General features: G+C 61.1%; 16 protein-coding genes. 12 read left to right on the top strand and 4 right to left on the bottom strand.

What is annotated here, in order from left to right; all coding sequences use genetic code 11:
* Positions 1-68: 68 nt before the first annotated feature.
* From ACOKS3_RS09025 to ACOKS3_RS09055, 7 genes are all read left to right on the top strand, one after another.
* On the top strand, positions 69-2,900 hold the full coding sequence (locus ACOKS3_RS09025; RefSeq protein WP_103446608.1) for a 2-oxoglutarate dehydrogenase E1 component: 2,832 nt from the start codon (positions 69-71) through the stop codon (positions 2,898-2,900).
* 42 nt (positions 2,901-2,942) lie between these two features.
* The gene (odhB, locus tag ACOKS3_RS09030) at positions 2,943-4,163 is read left to right on the top strand and encodes a 2-oxoglutarate dehydrogenase complex dihydrolipoyllysine-residue succinyltransferase (RefSeq protein ID WP_103446609.1); all 1,221 of its coding nucleotides are present in this window, start codon (positions 2,943-2,945) and stop codon (positions 4,161-4,163) included.
* A gap of 93 nt (positions 4,164-4,256) precedes the next feature.
* Positions 4,257-5,693 carry a dihydrolipoyl dehydrogenase gene (gene lpdA, locus ACOKS3_RS09035; protein ID WP_010954949.1) on the top strand — a complete coding sequence of 479 codons (1,437 nt, stop codon included), beginning with the start codon at positions 4,257-4,259 and terminating at the stop codon, positions 5,691-5,693.
* A 172-nt stretch (positions 5,694-5,865) separates the two neighbouring features.
* Positions 5,866-7,032 (top strand): ADP-forming succinate--CoA ligase subunit beta, encoded by a 1,167-nt coding sequence (gene sucC, locus ACOKS3_RS09040; RefSeq protein ID WP_003254205.1) that lies wholly within the window; start codon positions 5,866-5,868, stop codon positions 7,030-7,032.
* Positions 7,032-7,916 carry a succinate--CoA ligase subunit alpha gene (sucD, locus tag ACOKS3_RS09045; RefSeq protein ID WP_016393102.1) on the top strand — a complete coding sequence of 295 codons (885 nt, stop codon included), beginning with the start codon at positions 7,032-7,034 and terminating at the stop codon, positions 7,914-7,916. The genes sucC and sucD overlap by 1 nt, the downstream gene beginning before the upstream one ends.
* Positions 7,917-8,288: 372 nt before the next feature.
* The gene (brnQ, locus tag ACOKS3_RS09050; protein WP_103446610.1) at positions 8,289-9,602 is read left to right on the top strand and encodes a branched-chain amino acid transport system II carrier protein; all 1,314 of its coding nucleotides are present in this window, start codon (positions 8,289-8,291) and stop codon (positions 9,600-9,602) included.
* A gap of 182 nt (positions 9,603-9,784) precedes the next feature.
* The gene (locus ACOKS3_RS09055) at positions 9,785-10,534 is read left to right on the top strand and encodes a DUF599 domain-containing protein (protein WP_103446611.1); all 750 of its coding nucleotides are present in this window, start codon (positions 9,785-9,787) and stop codon (positions 10,532-10,534) included.
* Positions 10,535-10,600: 66 nt separating this feature from the next.
* Here ACOKS3_RS09055 and ACOKS3_RS09060 read toward each other — a convergent pair whose 3' ends face one another.
* Entirely contained in the window at positions 10,601-10,876 is a 276-nt protein-coding gene (locus ACOKS3_RS09060; RefSeq protein WP_016393105.1) for a hypothetical protein, read from the bottom strand.
* Positions 10,877-11,030: 154 nt separating this feature from the next.
* Here ACOKS3_RS09060 and ACOKS3_RS09065 point away from each other — a divergent pair, with 154 nt between their 5' ends.
* From ACOKS3_RS09065 to ACOKS3_RS09080, 4 genes are all read left to right on the top strand, one after another.
* Complete coding sequence (locus ACOKS3_RS09065; RefSeq protein ID WP_103446612.1) at positions 11,031-11,507, top strand: PaaI family thioesterase; 477 nt, start codon at positions 11,031-11,033, stop codon at positions 11,505-11,507.
* Complete coding sequence (locus ACOKS3_RS09070; RefSeq protein ID WP_103446613.1) at positions 11,504-11,986, top strand: PaaI family thioesterase; 483 nt, start codon at positions 11,504-11,506, stop codon at positions 11,984-11,986. Before ACOKS3_RS09065 ends, ACOKS3_RS09070 begins: the two co-directional genes overlap by 4 nt.
* 69 nt (positions 11,987-12,055) lie before the next feature.
* Positions 12,056-13,963, top strand: coding sequence for a molecular chaperone HtpG (gene htpG, locus ACOKS3_RS09075; protein ID WP_103446614.1), 1,908 nt, complete (start codon positions 12,056-12,058; stop codon positions 13,961-13,963).
* A 63-nt stretch (positions 13,964-14,026) separates the two neighbouring features.
* Entirely contained in the window at positions 14,027-14,752 is a 726-nt protein-coding gene (locus ACOKS3_RS09080; protein ID WP_103446615.1) for a dienelactone hydrolase family protein, read from the top strand.
* A 31-nt stretch (positions 14,753-14,783) separates the two neighbouring features.
* On the opposite strand, the gene ACOKS3_RS09085 is transcribed toward ACOKS3_RS09080, so the two are convergent.
* Positions 14,784-15,647, bottom strand: coding sequence for a pirin family protein (locus tag ACOKS3_RS09085; protein WP_103446616.1), 864 nt, complete (start codon positions 15,645-15,647; stop codon positions 14,784-14,786).
* Positions 15,648-15,762: 115 nt separating this feature from the next.
* Between ACOKS3_RS09085 and ACOKS3_RS09090 the strand changes: the two genes are divergently transcribed.
* A complete protein-coding gene (locus ACOKS3_RS09090) occupies positions 15,763-16,767 on the top strand; it encodes an amidohydrolase family protein (protein WP_103446617.1) in 1,005 nt (334 codons plus the stop codon).
* 65 nt (positions 16,768-16,832) lie between these two features.
* Here the strand turns inward: ACOKS3_RS09090 and fabB are convergent, their stop codons facing one another.
* Together fabB and fabA are read right to left on the bottom strand one after the other, a co-directional pair.
* Complete coding sequence (gene fabB, locus ACOKS3_RS09095) at positions 16,833-18,053, bottom strand: beta-ketoacyl-ACP synthase I (RefSeq protein ID WP_103446618.1); 1,221 nt, start codon at positions 18,051-18,053, stop codon at positions 16,833-16,835.
* Between the two features lie 11 nt (positions 18,054-18,064).
* A complete protein-coding gene (fabA, locus tag ACOKS3_RS09100) occupies positions 18,065-18,580 on the bottom strand; it encodes a 3-hydroxyacyl-[acyl-carrier-protein] dehydratase FabA (RefSeq protein WP_012315334.1) in 516 nt (171 codons plus the stop codon).
* Between the last annotated feature and the right edge of the window lie 39 nt (positions 18,581-18,619).

Raw genomic sequence — 18,619 nt, forward strand, 5'->3', positions numbered from 1 at the left:
TTTATTCGGACTTTTCCAGGTTTGCTGTGGCTCTCGCCGATCAGTCCCCTAACCGAGGGTGACCAAGCATGCAAGAAAGCGTGATGCAGCGCATGTGGGATAGCGCCCACCTTTCAGGTGGTAACGCTGCATATGTGGAAGAGCTCTACGAGCTCTACCTGCACGACCCTAACGCTGTGCCAGAAGAGTGGCGCACTTACTTCCAGAAGTTGCCAGCCGACGGCAGCACCGCTACCGATGTATCGCACTCGACGATCCGCGACCATTTCGTACTGCTGGCAAAGAACCAGCGCCGCGCCCAACCGGTTTCCGCCGGGAGCGTGAGCACAGAACACGAGAAGAAGCAGGTTGAAGTTCTGCGACTGATCCAGGCCTATCGTATGCGCGGCCATCAGGCTGCCAAGCTCGACCCGTTGGGGTTGTGGCAGCGACCTGCGCCTGTAGACCTGTCGATCAATCACTACGGCTTGACCAATGCCGATCTTGATACGACCTTCCGTGCCGGCGACCTGTTCATCGGCAAAGAGGAGGCGAGCCTACGCGACATCTTCGAGGCACTCCAGAAGACATATTGTCGCACCATTGGCGCCGAGTTCACCCATATCGTCGATTCCGAGCAGCGCAGCTGGTTCCAGCAGCGCCTGGAAAGCGTGCGTGGCCGTCCGGAATTCTCGGTCGACGTGCAGACGCACCTGCTCGAGCGCGTGACTGCCGGTGAAGGCCTTGAGAAATACCTGGGCACCAAGTACCCAGGCACCAAGCGTTTCGGCCTCGAGGGCGGCGAAAGCCTGATCCCGATGCTGGACGAGATGATCCAGCGCTCCGGCTCCTATGGCACCAAGGAAGTCGTGATCGGCATGGCCCACCGCGGCCGTCTGAACGTGCTGGTCAACACCTTCGGCAAGAACCCGCGCGAGCTGTTCGACGAGTTCGAAGGCAAGAAGATGAACGAGCTGGGCTCCGGTGACGTGAAGTATCACCAGGGCTTCTCTTCGAACGTGATGACCCCGGGTGGCGAAGTTCACCTGGCCATGGCGTTCAACCCGTCCCACCTGGAAATCGTCTCGCCAGTGGTGGAAGGTTCGGTGCGCGCCCGTCAGGACCGTCGCAACGACACCGTGGGTGACAAGGTTCTGCCGATCTCGATCCACGGCGACGCTGCATTCGCCGGCCAGGGCGTGGTCATGGAAACCTTCCAGATGTCGCAGACCCGCGGTTTCAAGACCGGCGGAACCGTGCACATCGTGATCAACAACCAGGTTGGTTTCACCATCAGCAACCCGCTGGACGCACGTTCCACCGAGTACGCCACCGACGTCGCCAAGATGATTCAGGCGCCGATCCTGCACGTCAACGGTGACGATCCGGAAGCGGTACTGTTCGTGACCCAGCTGGCCATCGATTACCGCATGCAGTTCAAGCGTGACGTGGTCATCGACCTGGTCTGCTACCGTCGTCGCGGCCACAACGAGGCCGATGAGCCGAACGGCACCCAGCCGCTGATGTATCAGCAGATCACCAAGCAGCGCACGACTCGTGAGTTGTACGCTGAGGCGCTGATCCAGGCCGGTCGCATCGACGCCGAGCGTGCTCAGGCCAAGATCGACGAATATCGCAACGCCCTGGACAACGGCCTGCACGTGGTGAAGAGCCTGGTCAAGGAGCCGAACCGCGAGCTGTTCGTTGACTGGCGCCCGTACCTGGGCCATGCCTGGACCGCGCGTCACGACACCCGCTTCGACCTCAAGACCCTGCAGGACCTGTCGGCCAAGCTGCTGGAACTGCCGGAAGGCTTCGTCGTCCAGCGTCAGGTCGCGAAGATCTACGAAGATCGCCAGAAGATGCAGGCCGGTGGCTTGCCGATCAACTGGGGTTATGCAGAGACCATGGCTTACGCCACCCTGCAGTTCGAAGGTCACCCGATCCGCATGACCGGCCAGGACATCGGCCGTGGCACCTTCTCGCACCGTCACGCGGTGCTGCACAACCAGAAGGACGCCAGCACCTACGTACCGCTGAAGAACCTGTTCCCGGGCCAGCCACGTTTCGACCTGTACGACTCCTTCCTGTCGGAAGAGGCAGTACTGGCCTTCGAATACGGCTACTCGACCACCACGCCGAACGCGCTGGTGATCTGGGAAGCCCAGTTCGGCGACTTCGCCAACGGTGCCCAGGTAGTGATCGACCAGTTCATCACCAGCGGTGAGCACAAGTGGGGCCGCCTGTGCGGTCTGACCATGCTGCTGCCACACGGTTATGAAGGGCAGGGCCCGGAGCACTCCTCCGCGCGTCTGGAGCGTTACCTGCAGCTGTGCGCCGAGCACAACATCCAGGTCTGCGTACCAACCACCCCGGCACAGATCTACCACCTGCTGCGTCGCCAGGTCATTCGCCCGCTGCGCAAGCCGCTGGTGGTCCTAACGCCGAAGTCGCTGCTGCGCCACAAGCTGGCCATCTCGACCCTGGAAGACCTGGCAGAAGGCTCGTTCCAGACCGTGATCCCGGAAATCGACAGCCTCGATCCGGCCAAGGTCGAACGCCTGGTCCTGTGCAGCGGCAAGGTCTACTACGACCTGCTGGAAAAACGCCGTGCCGAAGGCCGTGAAGACATCGCGATCCTGCGTCTGGAGCAGCTGTATCCGTTCCCGGAAGACGACCTGGTCGAAATCCTGGCGCAATACACCAACCTCAAGCATGCGGTCTGGTGCCAGGAAGAACCGATGAACCAGGGCGCCTGGTACAGCAGTCAGCACCACATGCGCCGTATTCTGGGCCGCCACAACAAGGCGCTGGTCCTGGAATACGCCGGCCGCGACGCTTCCGCCGCGCCAGCCTGTGGTTACGCATCGAAGCACGCCGAACAGCAGGAAAAACTGCTGCAAGACGCCTTCACTGTTTAATGCCTTCGCGCACCTGAAACCGAATTTAAGGAAACACAGATAATGGCTATCGAGATCAAAGCCCCAACCTTCCCGGAATCGGTTGCCGATGGCACCGTTGCCACCTGGCACAAGCAGCCGGGCGATGCCGTCAAGCGTGACGAGCTGATCGTCGACATCGAGACCGACAAGGTCGTCCTGGAAGTGCTGGCCACCGCCGACGGCGTGCTGGGCGCGATCGTCAAGGGTGAGGGCGACACCGTCCTGTCCGACGAAGTGCTGGGTTCGATCGTTGAAGGTGGTGCTGCCGCCGCTGCTCCAGCTGCTGCTCCGGCCGCTGCTGCCCCGGCTGCCGCTGCTGCCGCCGACGCTGGCGAAGACGACCCGATCGCTGCTCCAGCCGCTCGCAAGCTGGCTGAAGAGAGCGGTATCGACCTGGCTACCGTCGCCGGCACCGGCAAAGGTGGTCGCATCACCAAGGAAGACGTCGTCGCCGCCGTCGCCAACAAGAAGTCGGCTCCGGCTCCTGCGGCCAAGCCTGCTGCTGCCGCTGCTGCCCCGGTTGTCGTTGCCGCTGGCGACCGCACCGAGAAGCGCGTGCCGATGACCCGCCTGCGCGCCAAGATCGCCGAGCGTCTGGTCGAAGCCCAGTCGAACATGGCCATGCTGACCACCTTCAACGAAGTCGACATGACCGAAGTCATGGCCCTGCGTTCGAAGTACAAGGACCTGTTCGAGAAGACCCACAACGGCGTACGCCTGGGCTTCATGTCGTTCTTCGTCAAGGCCGCCACCGAAGCCCTGAAGCGCTTCCCGGCAGTCAACGCCTCGATCGACGGCAACGACATCGTCTACCACGGCTTTGCCGACGTCGGCGTTGCCGTGTCGAGCGACCGTGGCCTGGTGGTGCCGGTACTGCGTAACGCCGAATCGATGAGCCTGGCTGAAATCGAAAACGGCATCGCCACTTTCGGCAAGAAGGCTCGTGACGGCAAGCTGGCCATCGAAGAAATGACCGGCGGCACCTTCACCATCACCAACGGCGGTACCTTCGGTTCGATGATGTCGACTCCGATCGTCAACCCGCCGCAGGCCGCGATTCTCGGCATGCACAACATCATCCAGCGTCCGATGGCCATCAACGGCCAAGTGGTTATCCGCCCGATGATGTACCTGGCACTGTCCTACGATCACCGCCTGATCGATGGCAAGGAAGCGGTAACCTTCCTGGTCACCATCAAGAACCTGCTGGAAGATCCGTCTCGCCTGCTGCTGGACATCTAACCCTCTGGCTGCGTACCGTGCCGGCCCTGGCTTCGCGAGAAGCCATGCCGCGCGGTTCGCGGCCTGTAGCTTGTAGCTGATAAGGAATCTTTTATGACCCAGAAATTCGACGTAGTGGTAATCGGTGCTGGTCCTGGCGGCTATGTTGCTGCCATCAAGGCCGCACAACTTGGTCTGAAGACTGCCTGTATCGAGAAGTACACCGACGCCGAGGGCAAGCTGGCCCTGGGCGGCACCTGCCTGAACGTAGGTTGCATCCCGTCCAAGGCGCTGCTGGACAGCTCCTGGAAGTACAAGGAAGCCAAAGAGAGCTTCAACGTCCACGGTATCTCCACTGGCGAAGTGAAGATGGACGTCGCCGCGATGGTCGGCCGCAAGGCTGGCATCGTGAAGAACCTGACCGGTGGCGTTGCCACTCTGTTCAAGGCCAACGGCGTTACCTCGATCCAGGGCCACGGCAAGCTGCTGGCTGGCAAGAAGGTCGAAGTCACCAAGGCTGACGGCACCACCGAAGTCATCGAAGCCGAGAACGTGATCCTCGCTTCCGGCTCGCGTCCGATCGACATTCCGCCGGCTCCGGTCGACCAGAACGTCATCGTCGACTCCACCGGCGCCCTGGAGTTCCAGGCCGTACCGAAGCGCCTGGGCGTGATCGGTGCAGGCGTGATCGGCCTGGAGCTGGGCTCGGTATGGGCCCGCCTGGGTGCTGAAGTCACCGTCCTGGAAGCCCTGGACACCTTCCTGATGGCTGCCGACACCGCCGTGTCGAAAGAAGCCCAGAAGACCCTGACCAAGCAAGGCCTGGACATCAAGCTGGGCGCTCGCGTCACTGGCTCGAAAGTCAACGGCAACGAAGTCGAAGTGACCTACACCAACGCCGAAGGCGAGCAGAAGATCACCTTCGACAAGCTGATCGTCGCGGTCGGCCGTCGTCCGGTGACCACCGATCTGCTGGCTTCCGACAGCGGCGTGACCATCGACGAGCGTGGCTACATCTTCGTCGATGACTACTGCGCTACCAGCGTTCCGGGCGTATACGCCATCGGTGACGTGGTGCGTGGCATGATGCTGGCGCACAAGGCCTCGGAAGAGGGCATCATGGTCGTCGAGCGCATCAAGGGCCACAAGGCTCAGATGAACTACGACCTGATCCCGTCGGTCATCTACACCCACCCGGAAATCGCGTGGGTCGGCAAGACCGAACAAGCCTTGAAGGCCGAGGGTGTTGAGGTTAACGTAGGCACCTTCCCGTTCGCGGCCAGCGGCCGTGCGATGGCAGCCAACGATACCGGTGGTTTCGTCAAGGTCATCGCCGACGCCAAGACCGACCGCGTCCTGGGTGTTCACGTGATTGGCCCATCGGCTGCCGAACTGGTACAGCAGGGCGCAATCGCAATGGAATTCGGCACCAGTGCCGAGGATCTGGGCATGATGGTCTTCAGCCATCCAACCCTGTCCGAAGCGTTGCATGAAGCAGCGCTGGCAGTGAATGGCGGCGCCATTCACGTGGCCAACCGTAAGAAGCGTTAATTATAAGAAACCACGGCGGGCTGCCCGTCGTGAGTCTTGCGCGCATGACTCACCGCGGAACGTCCGCCGGACCGGACTACACGGGAAAACCCGGGGTCAATGGTCACAGGTGGTGCGGCGCCAGCAATGGCGCAGCGCCGAAGCGCAGTACCTAACGAAGACGGTAAAAAGCATGAATCTTCACGAGTATCAGGGTAAGCAGCTGTTCGCTGAATACGGCCTGCCAGTTTCCAAGGGTTTCGCTGTCGATACCCCTGAGCAAGCTGCAGAAGCCTGCGACAAGATCGGCGGGAACGAGTGGGTAGTAAAAGCCCAGGTTCACGCGGGTGGTCGCGGTAAAGCGGGCGGCGTCAAGCTGGTTCGCAGCAAGGAAGACGCCAAGGCGTTCGCTGCACAGTGGTTGGGCAAGAATCTGGTTACCTACCAGACCGATGCCAACGGTCAACCCGTCTCCAAGATTCTGGTCGAATCCTGCACTGACATCGCCAAAGAGCTGTACCTGGGCGCTGTAGTGGATCGTTCGAGCCGCCGTATCGTGTTCATGGCTTCCACCGAAGGTGGCGTGGACATCGAGAAAGTTGCTCACGAAACTCCTGAGAAGATCCTCAAGGCTACCATCGACCCACTGGTTGGCGCTCAGCCGTTCCAGGGTCGTGAACTGGCGTTCCAGCTGGGTCTGGAAGGCAAGCAAGTTCAACAGTTCGCCAAGATCTTCGTTGGCCTGGCCAAGCTGTTCAAGGATCACGATCTGGCCCTGCTGGAAGTGAACCCGCTGGTGATCAAGGCCGACGGCGACCTGCACTGCCTCGATGCCAAGATCAACATCGACGCCAACGCCATGTACCGTCAGCCTAAGCTGAAGACCTTCCACGACCCGTCGCAGGACGATGCCCGTGAAGCCCACGCTGCCAAGTTCGAACTGAACTACGTTGCCCTCGAAGGCAACATCGGCTGCATGGTCAACGGTGCCGGCCTGGCCATGGGTACCATGGACATCGTCAACCTGCACGGCGGCAAGCCAGCCAACTTCCTCGACGTGGGCGGCGGTGCTACCAAAGAGCGCGTTACCGAAGCGTTCAAGATCATTCTGTCCGACAGCAATGTCGCGGCCGTTCTGGTCAACATCTTCGGCGGCATCGTTCGCTGCGACATGATTGCCGAAGGTATCATCGGCGCAGTGAAAGAAGTCGGCGTCAAGGTTCCGGTTGTCGTTCGCCTTGAAGGCAACAATGCCGAACTGGGCGCTAAAGTACTGGCAGAAAGCGGTTTGAACATCATTGCGGCCACCAGCCTGACCGACGCTGCTCAACAAGTTGTCAAAGCTGCGGAGGGCAAGTAATGAGCGTCCTGATCAATAAAGATACCAAAGTCATCTGCCAGGGCTTCACCGGCTCGCAGGGTACTTTCCACTCCGAACAAGCCATCGCCTACGGCACCAAGATGGTCGGCGGCGTTACTCCAGGCAAGGGTGGCACCACCCACCTGGGCCTGCCGGTGTTCAACACCGTCAAGGAAGCCGTGGAAGCTACCGGCGCTGATGCTTCGGTCATCTACGTTCCGGCTCCTTTCTGCAAGGACTCGATCCTGGAAGCTGCCTTCGGCGGCATCAAGCTGATCGTCTGCATCACCGAAGGCATTCCTACCCTGGACATGCTGGATGCCAAGGTCAAGTGCGACGAGCTGGGCGTGACCCTGATCGGCCCTAACTGCCCAGGCGTCATCACTCCGGGCGAGTGCAAGATCGGCATCATGCCAGGCCACATCCACCTGCCGGGCAAGGTCGGTATCGTTTCGCGTTCCGGCACCCTGACCTATGAAGCGGTCAAGCAGACCACCGACGCCGGCTTCGGCCAGTCGACCTGCGTGGGCATCGGCGGCGACCCGATCCCAGGCTCCAACTTCATCGACATCCTGAAGCTGTTCCAGGAAGACCCGAAGACCGAAGCGATCGTCATGATCGGTGAGATCGGCGGTTCGGCTGAAGAAGAAGCGGCGGCCTACATCAAGGCTAACGTCACCAAGCCAGTCGTTTCCTATATCGCCGGTGTTACTGCACCTGCGGGCAAGCGCATGGGCCACGCTGGCGCCATCATCTCCGGTGGCAAAGGCACTGCGGACGAGAAGTTCGCCGCGCTGCAGGACGCTGGTGTGAAGACCGTGCGTTCCCTGGCTGACATCGGCAAGGCCCTGGCCGAGCTGACCGGCTGGGAAGCCAAGAAGTAATACCTGCTACACCCCCCACGCGCACAGAGGCCACCTTCGGGTGGCCTTTGTCGTTTCTGCAGGTCGAACAGGCAGTTAGGTTTTTCGATGGGTTTGATAGGAATTTTCGCGCAGACGAAAGTTTCAATATGGTGATAATTCCTACTGTCTCCGGTCACACAGACGACAAACATATACGCACATCGGACAAGCAGCACTGTATCAGTGCGTTTACCGGGTAAAACGGTTAATCTACGCGTTCACTCTGTGCCCGTACCCCAAAAGGGAACGACACGCTAAACGGGTCTGGCCTATCAAGCCGGGCAGCATTTCCCTCATCCAAAGGGAAATCCCCTCTCGAATCCCGATTTCAGCAGTGTGGTACTACCTTAAATGAAAGTTCTCAAAGGCCAGGATATCCTGGCGCTTGGCTTTATGACGTTTGCGCTTTTCGTAGGCGCTGGCAACATCATCTTCCCGCCTATCGTCGGTCTGCAGTCTGGCCCGCACGTGTGGATGGCGGCCCTGGGCTTCCTGGTCACTGCCGTCGGCCTGCCGGTCATCACCGTGGTCGCCCTGGCCAAGGTCGGTGGTGGCATGGACGCCTTGAGCAGCCCGATCGGCAAGTTCTTCGGTGGCCTGCTGGCGGCCGTGTGCTACCTGTCGGTCGGCCCGCTGTTCGCGACACCGCGTACTGCGACCGTATCGTTCGAAGTGGGCGTGGCACCGCTGACGGGTGAAAGCCCGACGGCGCTGTTCATCTACAGCCTGGTGTACTTCGCCGTGGTACTGGCCGTGTCCATGTACCCGGGCAAGTTGCTCGACACCGTTGGCCGCTTCCTCGCGCCGCTGAAGATCATCGCCCTGGCGGTGCTGGGCATCGCGGCCTTCGCCCTGCCGGCCGGGACCATTGGTGAAGCGCAGCCGGCCTATGCCGCCGCTGCGTTCTCCAAGGGCTTCTCCGATGGCTACCTGACCATGGACACCCTCGGTGCCCTGGTGTTCGGTATCGTCATTGTCAACGCCATCCGCTCGCGCGGTGTTGAGTCGCCGAAGCTGATCACCCGCTACGCCATCATCGCCGGCCTGATTGCCGGTGTCGGCCTGGCGCTGGTGTACGTCAGCCTGTTCCGCCTGGGCGCCACTAGCCACGACATCGCCGCTGATGCCACCAACGGTGCAGCCGTTCTGCACGCCTACGTGCAGCACACGTTCGGCTCCTTGGGCAGCGGCTTCCTCGCGGTGCTGATCGCCTTGGCGTGCCTGGTGACGGCGGTGGGCCTGACCTGCGCTTGCGCCGAGTACTTCAGCCAGATTTTGCCGCTGTCGTACCGTGCTCTGGTGGTGATCCTGGCAGGCTTCTCGCTGCTGATCTCCAACCTGGGCCTGACCAAGCTGATCATGTTCTCGATCCCGGTGTTGACCGCCATCTATCCGCCATGCATCGTGGTGGTGGGCCTGAGCTTCGTGAAGGACCTGTGGAATTCGCCGACCCGCATCCTGGCCCCGGTGATGCTGGTGTCGCTGGTGTTCGGCATGGTCGACGCGATCAAAGGGAGCGATATTGCCCATGTGTTGCCGGACGTTCTGGCGCACCTGCCGCTTAGCGATCAGGGCCTTGCCTGGCTGGTGCCATCGGTGGTGACGCTGGTTGGCGCCGTGGCCTGCGACCGCATGCTCGGCAAGCCGCGCGAAGCGTTGGCCTGAGACGTTGAAGCCTGAGGTCGGCACCGGCCACAAGCCGTAGGGTGCTCGCCAAGGGTGGAGACTCGAAAGCCCCGCATCTGACAGGATGCGGGGCTTTTTCGTTTCAGTGTGTGCCTTTTGCCGCTTGTGGGCGTCGAAACCCGGTCACTATTCTTTATGCACCTGGCCCTCGGGAATCCTGCATGAATTTCATCCAAAGCAACCTCCACAACCTCCTGGCCGTCTGCTGGTTCGCCCTCTGCTGGGGCGGCTACACCCGCTATGCCATCTGGAAAGGCCGCGACACCGCGTGCCTGGCCAGCGTGCTGCACCTGTACCGGGAAGACTGGATGCGCCGCATGCTGCTGCGCGACAACCGTATCGCCGACGCCAGCGTGATCGGCAACCTGGAGCGCAATGCGTCGTTCTTTGCCTCCAGTACCCTGATCATCCTCGCCGGCATCCTCACCGTACTGGGCGCTTCGGATCGCGCGCTGTCGTTGCTCGCCGACCTGCCGCTGGTGCAGCAGGCGTCCCAGGGCATGTCGGAGATCAAGCTGCTGTGCCTGGCCATGGTGTTCGTCTACGCCTTCTTCACCTTCAGCTGGTGCATGCGTCAATACAACTTTGCTGCCGTGCTGGTGGGGTCCGCGCCGATGATCGGCGAGCGCCAGGTCAACGAGCAGGAGCGCAAGGCCTTTGCCTCGCGTGCCGCACGGGTGCTGTCGCTGGCAGCCAACCAGTTCAACTTTGGCCTGCGCTCTTATTACTTCGGCATGGCCATGCTGACCTGGTTCATCAGCCCCTGGCTGTTCATGGTCGTGAGTGTCGGTGTAGTGCTGATTCTGTATCGCCGTGAGTTCCATTCCGATGTATTGGACGTCATGGTGTTCACGCCAACCGAAAGTGCACTGACAGACATGCCCAGGGAAAGTTCCAGTAGTATTAACTGAAACGTTTAATCTACTAAAGGCAAGCACAAAAAAACCCGACAATGTCGGGTTTTTTTATTCGCTCGATTACTGCTTGGCAGGTTCGGCAGGCGCGGTTTCCGGCGCCGGAGTAGCCGGGGCGGCCTCTTCGGCGGCCTTCTTCTCGGCTTCAGCCTGATCTTTGGCGGCTTCGGCGTTTTCCTTGGCTGCGTCGTTCATTTTATCCTGAGCTTCGCCCATCTTTTCCTGGGCTTGCTCGGCGTGTTGCTGTGCGTCTTGGGCTTTGTCTTCGCTCGCTTTATCGCAAGCAGCCAGGCCCATGGCAGCAGCCAGCATCAGAGCAAAAGCAAAAGGTTTACGCATGGGGGTGTTTCTCCTTGGTGGAATAATTGACTTGTTCCTTCGAGTTCAGCCATGCGGAATAAGTTCCGCAGAGGTTACAGATATATAACACCCCGTTGTATATAGACTTTTTATTGATTTTATGCCGCTGCGGCAGTGCTTATGGACCTCGCCTATGAACGATCAAAGCTTGTTGGCCATGGCTGAGCGTTTTCTCTCGGCATTGAAACATTGCCAACGGTTGCAGATGCGCGTTGCCCATGCTGACAGTGAAGGTATGACGTTGGTCATGCCCTGGTCGCCAGCGATCGTCGGCAACCCGCAGACCGGCGCGGTGCACGGTGGTGCTCTGACCACGTTGATGGATACCACCTGCGGCATGGCCACGTTGTGCGTATTGCCGCGCTTCGAGGTGTGCCCGACGCTCGATCTGCGCATCGATTACATGCACCCGTCCGCCCCCGGCAAGCCGATCTACGGCCATGCACATTGCTATCGCGTGACCCGTGACGTCATTTTCACCCGCGGCACCGCCTACCAGGACGACCCCGAGCAGCCGATCTGCCAGGTGGTCGGCACCTTCATGCGCCTGGGCCAGGAGATCAAGGGTGGCATCCGTTTCGGCAACAGCCTGAAGGAGGGTGGGGCATGATCCCTGAACACGTTCGTCAGCAATTGAACGCAGCCCACGCGGTCGGCGACTATGGCCCCTTGCTGGCCTTGATCCCTTACGCCGGGCTGATCGGCATCGAGTGCCAGCGCGAGGGCGACGACCTGCTGTTCCGCTTGCCGGCCAGCCAGGACAACATCGGCAACCCGTTGCTGCCGGCCATCCATGGTGGTGTCATTGCTGGCTTCATGGAGCTTTCCGCAGCCCTGTATCTGCTGATCTATAGCGAGAGCGCGAGCATTCCGAAGATCATTGATTTCTCCATCGACTACCTGCGCGCCGGGCATTTTCGTGACACCTACGCCCAGTGCCAGCTGTGGCGTCAGGGGCGGCGGGTGACCAACGTTGCCATCACCGCCTGGCAGGCAGATCGACAGTCGCCGATCGCCACCGCCCGCGCGCATTTCAAGATCGAGCCGGAAAAGCCCTTGAAATCGTCCGGGCAGCCCCCATCTGCATGACATCCGCCGTTAAAGCAGGCCATGTCGGCCGCTAGGCGTCACTGCCATCAGATCGGAGTTTTGAAGACCATGAGTGTTGAGGCTCAAAAGGAAACACTAGGCTTCCAGACCGAGGTAAAGCAGCTGCTGCACCTCATGATTCACTCCTTGTACTCGAACAAGGAAATCTTCCTGCGTGAACTGATCTCCAACGCCTCCGACGCCGCCGACAAGCTGCGTTTCGAGGCCCTGGCCAAGCCAGAGCTGCTTGAGACCGACGCCGACCTGAAGATCCGCCTGAGCTTCGACAAGGACGCCGGTACCGTCACCCTCGAGGACAACGGCATCGGCATGAGCCGTGAAGATGTCATTGCCCACCTGGGCACCATTGCCAAGTCCGGCACCGCCGACTTCATGAAGAACCTCACCGGTGACCAGAAGAAGGACTCGCACCTGATCGGTCAGTTCGGTGTTGGCTTCTACTCGGCCTTCATCGTTGCCGACAAGGTCGATGTGTACAGCCGCCGTGCCGGCCTGCCAGCTACCGAAGGCGTGCACTGGTCGTCGAAGGGCGAGGGTGAATTTGAAGTCGCCACCATCGACAAGCCGCAGCGTGGCACCCGCATCGTCCTGCACCTGAAGAAGGACGAGCAGGAGTTCGCCGATGGCTGGCGCCTGCGCAACGTGGTCAAGAAGTACTCCGACCACATTGCCCTGCCGATCGAGCTGCCCAAAGAGCAGGCTGCAGCCGCCGAAGGTGAAGAAAAGCCAGCGCAGGAATGGGAAACCGTCAACCGCGCCAGCGCCCTGTGGACCCGTTCGCGCTCCGAGGTAAAGGACGAGGAATACCAGGAGTTCTACAAGCACATCGGCCATGATTTCGAGAACCCGCTGGCCTGGAGCCACAACAAGGTCGAAGGCAAGCTCGAATACAACTCGCTGCTGTACGTGCCGGCCCGTGCACCGTTCGACCTGTACCAGCGCGAAGCGCCGCGCGGTCTGAAGCTGTATGTTCAGCGCGTGTTCATCATGGACCAGGCCGAGTCGTTCCTGCCGCTGTACCTGCGTTTCATCAAGGGTGTGGTCGACTCCAATGACCTGTCGCTGAACGTCTCCCGCGAGATCCTGCAGAAAGACCCGATCATCGACTCGATGAAGACCGCGCTGACCAAGCGTGTGCTGGATATGCTGGAGAAGCTGGCGAAAAACGAGCCTGAGCAGTACAAGGGCTTCTGGAAAAACTTCGGCCAGGTACTGAAGGAAGGCCCGGCTGAAGACTTCGCCAACAAGGAAAAGATCGCCGGCCTGCTGCGCTTTGCCTCCACCCAGGACGACAGCGGCGAGCAGAGCGTTGCCCTGGCTGACTACCTGGCGCGCGCCAAGGAAGGTCAGGACAAGATCTACTACCTCACCGGCGAGTCCTACGCGCAGGTCAAGAACAGCCCGCACCTGGAAGTCTTCCGCAAGAAAGGCATCGAGGTCCTGCTGCTGACCGACCGCATCGACGAGTGGCTGATGAGCTACCTCAACGAGTTCGATGGCAAGGCCTTCGTCGACGTTGCCCGTGGCGACCTGGACCTCGGCAAGCTGGACTCGGAAGAGGACAAGAAAGCCCAGGAAGAAGTGGCCAAGGGCAAGGAAGGCCTGGTCGAGCGCCTGAAAGGTGCCTTGGGTGACAGCGTCGCCGAAGTGCGCGTGTCGCACCGCCTGACCGACTCGCCGGCGATCCTCGCCATCGGCGAACAGGACCTGGGCCTTCAGATGCGTCAGATCCTTGAAGCCAGCGGCCAGAAGGTGCCGGATTCGAAGCCGATCTTCGAGTTCAACCCGACTCACCCGCTGATCGAGAAGCTGGACAACGAGCAGAGCGAAGACCGCTTCGCCGAACTGTCGCACATCCTCTTCGATCAGGCCGCGCTGGCGGCAGGTGACAGCCTGAAGGACCCGGCGGCTTACGTTCGTCGCCTGAACAAGCTGCTGGTCGAGCTGTCTGCTTGAGTTGATGCACAGGAAAGCCCGCTTCGGCGGGCTTTTTTTTAGTGAGTGCCTAAGGAGTGCTTGATGAGCAAGGTAATCGTCGAATCGCTGGTCTATCACCTGTCCGGCAAGGCCTATGAAAGCCGCCTGGTCTACGAGCCAGGTGCTCTGGGCCGCCCAGGCCTGGTGATGGCGCCGAACTGGATGGGCATCGGCGAAGGTGCCGAGCGTATCGCCAAGGAAGTGGCCGAGAAGGGCTATGTGGTACTGATTGCCGACCTGTATGGGCAGTCGGTGCGTCCCTCTAATGCCGAGGAGGCAGGGGCGGCGATGATGCCGCTGAAGGACGACCGCGGAGAACTGCGCAAGCGCATGAAGGAAGCGCTGGACCAGTTGCTGGGGCAGTCCAAGGCGCTGCTGGAGCCGGGCAAGGTGGCCACATTCGGCTTCTGCTTCGGTGGCTGCTGTGCCCTGGAGCTGGCCCGTACCGGGGCCGACCTGAAAGCGGCGGTGTCATTCCACGGCACGCTGGACACTCCGAACCCGGAAGATGCCAAGCGTATCAAGGGCTCGGTGCTGGTACTGCACGGTGCTTCCGACCCGTTGGTGCCGAAGGAGCAATTGCCGGCGTTCGAAGTCGAAATGAACGCGGCCAAGGTGGACTGGCAGCTGTTGAGCTACGGTGGCGCGGTGCACTCGTTCACTGATCCGAGTGCCAATGTGCCGGGCAAGATGCAGTACGACCGCCGTACTTCGGAGCGGGCGTTCCGCTCGATGCACAACCTGCTCAGCGAAGTGTTCCAGCGCTGATCGCTCTTTGGGGCCGCAGCGCGGCCCCAGTCTAGCGAGGCAACTCGATTCTCGAAGTCTCCCCGGGCACGACTGGCCAATCCCCCGCAGCCCACCTGGCCCGGGCCCGCTCGATCAGCTCCCCATCACTGGCCACAAAATTCCAGTTCATACGCCGCGGCCCATCCAGCGGGTCCCCGCCTATCAGCACCAACTGGCATTCTTCCTCGGCATACAGCGTGACCGCTTCCCCCTCTGGCAGTACGACCAGGCTACAGGTCTCGACCGATTCACCGCCCATGAACAGCTCACCGTCGAGCAGGTACAGCGCCCGTTGCACATGTTCTTCAGGCACCACCAGCGTGGTAGCCGGCTGCATCAGCACATGTGCATAGAGCGTAGGAGAGAGCACCGGCACCGGTGATTCCAGGCAGAACCCGCTGCCAGCAATCATGCAGATGCGCACGCCCAGGTTATCACTGACCGGCAGGCTTGCCGCCGGATGATGGCTGTAGCTCGGCTCGCCCTGTTCGAGCGGCTGTGGCGAGGCCAGCCACACCTGCAGCCCGTGCAAGCGTGAGCCATGGGCCAAGGCGTCCTCAGGCGTGCGCTCGACATGCGCCACACCTTTGCCGGCGGTCATCCAGCTCACATCACCCGGCAGCACGCGCTGCTCCGAGCCGAGGCTGTCCTTGTGCAGGATCGCGCCTTCGAACAGGTAGGTGAGGGTGGAGAGGCCGATATGCGGATGCTGGCGGATATCCATGCCATGGCCCGGTGCATAGTCGGTCTCAAGCATATGGTCGAAGAACACGAACGGGCCGACGCTGCGGCACTGGGCCGAGGGTAGCGGGCGCAGGATCGGCTGGCCCTCGACCGATTCGGCGCGTGGGCGGATGATCAGGGGGCTGCTCATGGCGGGCTCCAGGCGAGGTGGAAATGCCCCAAGCATAGCGGTTTGCCGGGCAATGCTGAACCGTTGCGCTGGCGGCCCGGTCTACCCTGCTGATGCCCGCAAAAGGAGGTTGCCCATGATTGCCAGAACGCTGGCCTGCATGCTGTTGTCTGGCTGGCTATGCCAGGCGGCGCAGGCCCGTGACTATCGCTTCAGCGATGCTCATCTGCACTACGTGGATTTCTTTCAGGAAACCGAAGGCATGCCGGCGCTGATCAAGGCCATGGATGATGCTGGTGTCGAGCATTCGATGATTTCCGGTATTCCGGTGGCCAAGAAATGGCATGAAGACGAACCCAAGCGCCCGCGCTACTACGCTGGCGACGATGCCGAGGCCTATTGGTACAGCGCGACCGATACCTACGTAGCTGCCGCGTTGGAAAAATTACCGGCCGAGCAGCGAAAGCGTTTCCATCCGTTTCTGACCGGTTTCAATCCGGTAGACAAGAATGCCGTCAGCCATATCGAGCGCATGCTCGAACTCAACCCTGGGCTGTGGCAGGGGATCGGTGAGGTTTTCACGCGCCATGACGACCTGACCGCGCTCACAAGTGGCGATACACCGCGGGCCAACAACGAAGCGATGACCCGCATTTACCACCTGGCGGCGGAGCGCGACATGCCGGTGTTGCTGCACTCGAACATCACCTCCAAGCGAGAGCGCAATCCGCTGTACCTGGCGGAGATCGAAGAGCCGCTGCGCAATCATCCGCATACCCGCTTCATCTGGGCGCATGCGGGGAGCAGCGCGGAGATTCATCGACACCAGATCTGCATGGAGTTTCTTCTGCCGGTGCTGACGCGGTTGCTGGCGGACTATCCGAACCTGTATGTGGATCTGTCGTGGAGTGTGCTGCAGCCGTATCTGCTGGACGAGCAGGGCGTGCCGCGCAAAGAGTGGTTGGCACTGGTCGAACGGTATCCGGACCGGTTCATGCTGGGCTCGGATGTGGTGGGCCGGTTTGGCAGCCTGGGGGAGCAGATGCACGGGTTTGTGCCGTTTCTGGATGCTTTGCCCGAAGAGGTGGCCAACAAAGTGGCCCGGGATAACTTTCTGGCGGTGTTGCCCAGGAACAAGTAGTACAGGCTATACAAATGAAAACGCCCCGAACCAGTCGGGGCGTTTTCAGTTACCGCAGCAGCGTCTTATTTGCCAGTCCAGCGCTTGAGCACGAGAGTGGCGTTGGTGCCGCCGAAGCCGAAGCTGTTGCTCATGACCGTGTCGATCTTGGCGTTTTCTTCGGTCTTGCGCAGTACCGGCAGGTCGGCAACTTCAGGGTCCAGCTCGTCGATGTTGGCGGAGCCGGCGATGAAGTTGTTTTCCATCATCAGCAGGCAGTAGATCGCCTCGTGCACACCGGCGGCGCCCAGCGAGTGGCCCGACAGGCTCTTGGTCGAGCTGATTTTCGGTGCCTTGTCGCCGAACACTTCACGCACGCCTTTCATCTCGGCGACGTCGCCGACCGGGGTGGAGGTGCCGTGGGTGTTCAGGTAGTCGATCGGGGTGTCGACGGTGGACAGCGCCTGCTGCATGCAGCGGATGGCGCCTTCGCCGCTCGGTGCGACCATGTCGTAGCCGTCGGAAGTGGCCCCGTAGCCGACGATTTCGGCGTAGATCTTGGCGCCGCGGGCGAGGGCATGTTCCAGCTCTTCGACCACGACCATGCCGCCGCCGCCAGCGATGACGAAGCCGTCACGGTCGGCGTCGTAGGCGCGCGAAGCCTTTTCCGGGGTTTCGTTGCGCTTGGTCGACAGTGCGCCCATGGCATCGAACAGGAACGACTGGCTCCAGTGCTCTTCTTCACCGCCACCGGCGAAGACGATGTCCTGCTTGCCCCACTGGATCTGCTCCAGGGCGGTGCCGATGCAGTGTGCGGAAGTGGCACAGGCCGACGAGATCGAGTAGTTGATACCCTTGATCTTGAACGGGGTGGCCAGGCACGCCGAAACGGTGCTGCCCATGGTGCGGGTGACGCGGTACGGGCCGACGCGCTTGACGCCTTTCTCGCGCAGGGTATCCAGCGCTTCCATCTGGTTCAGGGTCGAGGCGCCGCCGGAGCCGGCAACCAGGCCGGTACGCGGGTTGGAAACCTGCTCTTCGGTCAGGCCCGAGTCCTTGATCGCATCCTGCATTGCCAGGTAGGCGTAGGCAGCGGCGTGGCCGACGAAGCGGTAGACCTTGCGGTCGATCAGTTCTTCGAGGTTGAGGTCGATGGAGCCGGAAACCTGGCTACGCAGCCCCTGTTCCTTGTATTCCGGGTTGTAACGGATACCCGGACGGCTGTTGCGCAGGTTTTCGGTGACGGTAGCTTTGTCATTGCCCAGGCACGATACGATGCCCAGACCAGTGATAACGACGCGGCGCATGCGAATAACCCTTAGAAATTGTCAGTGGAGGTGAACACGCCGACCCGCAGGGCTTCGGCAGTGTAGATCTCGCGGCCATCAACGCTGACCGAGCCATCGGCGATGGCCATGTTCAGCTTGCCCTTCAGGACGCGCTTGATGTGAATGTTGTAGGTGACTTTCTTGGCGGTCGGCAGTACCTGGCCGAAGAATTTCACTTCGCCCGAACCCAGCGCGCGGCCACGGCCCGGCAGGCCTTGCCAGCCGAGGAAGAAGCCGACCAGCTGCCACATGGCGTCGAGGCCCAGGCAGCCCGGCATTACCGGGTCGCCTTCGAAGTGGCAGGCGAAGAACCACAGGTCCGGGGTGATATCCAGCTCGGCGACCAATTCACCTTTGCCGTACTTGCCGCCTTCTTCACTGATATGGGTGATGCGATCGACCATCAGCATGTTCGGCGCGGGCAGTTGCGCATTACCTGGGCCGAACAGCTCACCGCGACTGCAGCGCAGCAGGTCTTCCCGAGTAAAGGCGTGTTGTTTGGTCATGCGAGCTCCTCAATAACCCCCTGTGGCAGGGGATGAATC

It is taken from the genome of Pseudomonas sp. HS6-2 (assembly GCF_049325675.2).
In the GTDB taxonomy this organism is placed as follows: domain Bacteria; phylum Pseudomonadota; class Gammaproteobacteria; order Pseudomonadales; family Pseudomonadaceae; genus Aquipseudomonas; species Aquipseudomonas putida_N.

Excerpts from the sequence above, each read along its gene's own strand:
- ACOKS3_RS09025 (WP_103446608.1), top strand. The coding sequence starts at position 69 with ATGCAAGAAAGCGTGATGCAGCGCATGTGGGATAGCGCCCACCTTTCA.
- odhB (WP_103446609.1), top strand. The coding sequence starts at position 2,943 with ATGGCTATCGAGATCAAAGCCCCAACCTTCCCGGAATCGGTTGCCGAT.
- lpdA (WP_010954949.1), top strand. The coding sequence starts at position 4,257 with ATGACCCAGAAATTCGACGTAGTGGTAATCGGTGCTGGTCCTGGCGGC.
- sucC (WP_003254205.1), top strand. The coding sequence starts at position 5,866 with ATGAATCTTCACGAGTATCAGGGTAAGCAGCTGTTCGCTGAATACGGC.
- sucD (WP_016393102.1), top strand. The coding sequence starts at position 7,032 with ATGAGCGTCCTGATCAATAAAGATACCAAAGTCATCTGCCAGGGCTTC.
- brnQ (WP_103446610.1), top strand. The coding sequence starts at position 8,289 with ATGAAAGTTCTCAAAGGCCAGGATATCCTGGCGCTTGGCTTTATGACG.
- ACOKS3_RS09055 (WP_103446611.1), top strand. The coding sequence starts at position 9,785 with ATGAATTTCATCCAAAGCAACCTCCACAACCTCCTGGCCGTCTGCTGG.
- ACOKS3_RS09060 (WP_016393105.1), bottom strand. The coding sequence starts at position 10,876 with ATGCGTAAACCTTTTGCTTTTGCTCTGATGCTGGCTGCTGCCATGGGC.
- ACOKS3_RS09065 (WP_103446612.1), top strand. The coding sequence starts at position 11,031 with ATGAACGATCAAAGCTTGTTGGCCATGGCTGAGCGTTTTCTCTCGGCA.
- ACOKS3_RS09070 (WP_103446613.1), top strand. The coding sequence starts at position 11,504 with ATGATCCCTGAACACGTTCGTCAGCAATTGAACGCAGCCCACGCGGTC.
- htpG (WP_103446614.1), top strand. The coding sequence starts at position 12,056 with ATGAGTGTTGAGGCTCAAAAGGAAACACTAGGCTTCCAGACCGAGGTA.
- ACOKS3_RS09080 (WP_103446615.1), top strand. The coding sequence starts at position 14,027 with ATGAGCAAGGTAATCGTCGAATCGCTGGTCTATCACCTGTCCGGCAAG.
- ACOKS3_RS09085 (WP_103446616.1), bottom strand. The coding sequence starts at position 15,647 with ATGAGCAGCCCCCTGATCATCCGCCCACGCGCCGAATCGGTCGAGGGC.
- ACOKS3_RS09090 (WP_103446617.1), top strand. The coding sequence starts at position 15,763 with ATGATTGCCAGAACGCTGGCCTGCATGCTGTTGTCTGGCTGGCTATGC.
- fabB (WP_103446618.1), bottom strand. The coding sequence starts at position 18,053 with ATGCGCCGCGTCGTTATCACTGGTCTGGGCATCGTATCGTGCCTGGGC.
- fabA (WP_012315334.1), bottom strand. The coding sequence starts at position 18,580 with ATGACCAAACAACACGCCTTTACTCGGGAAGACCTGCTGCGCTGCAGT.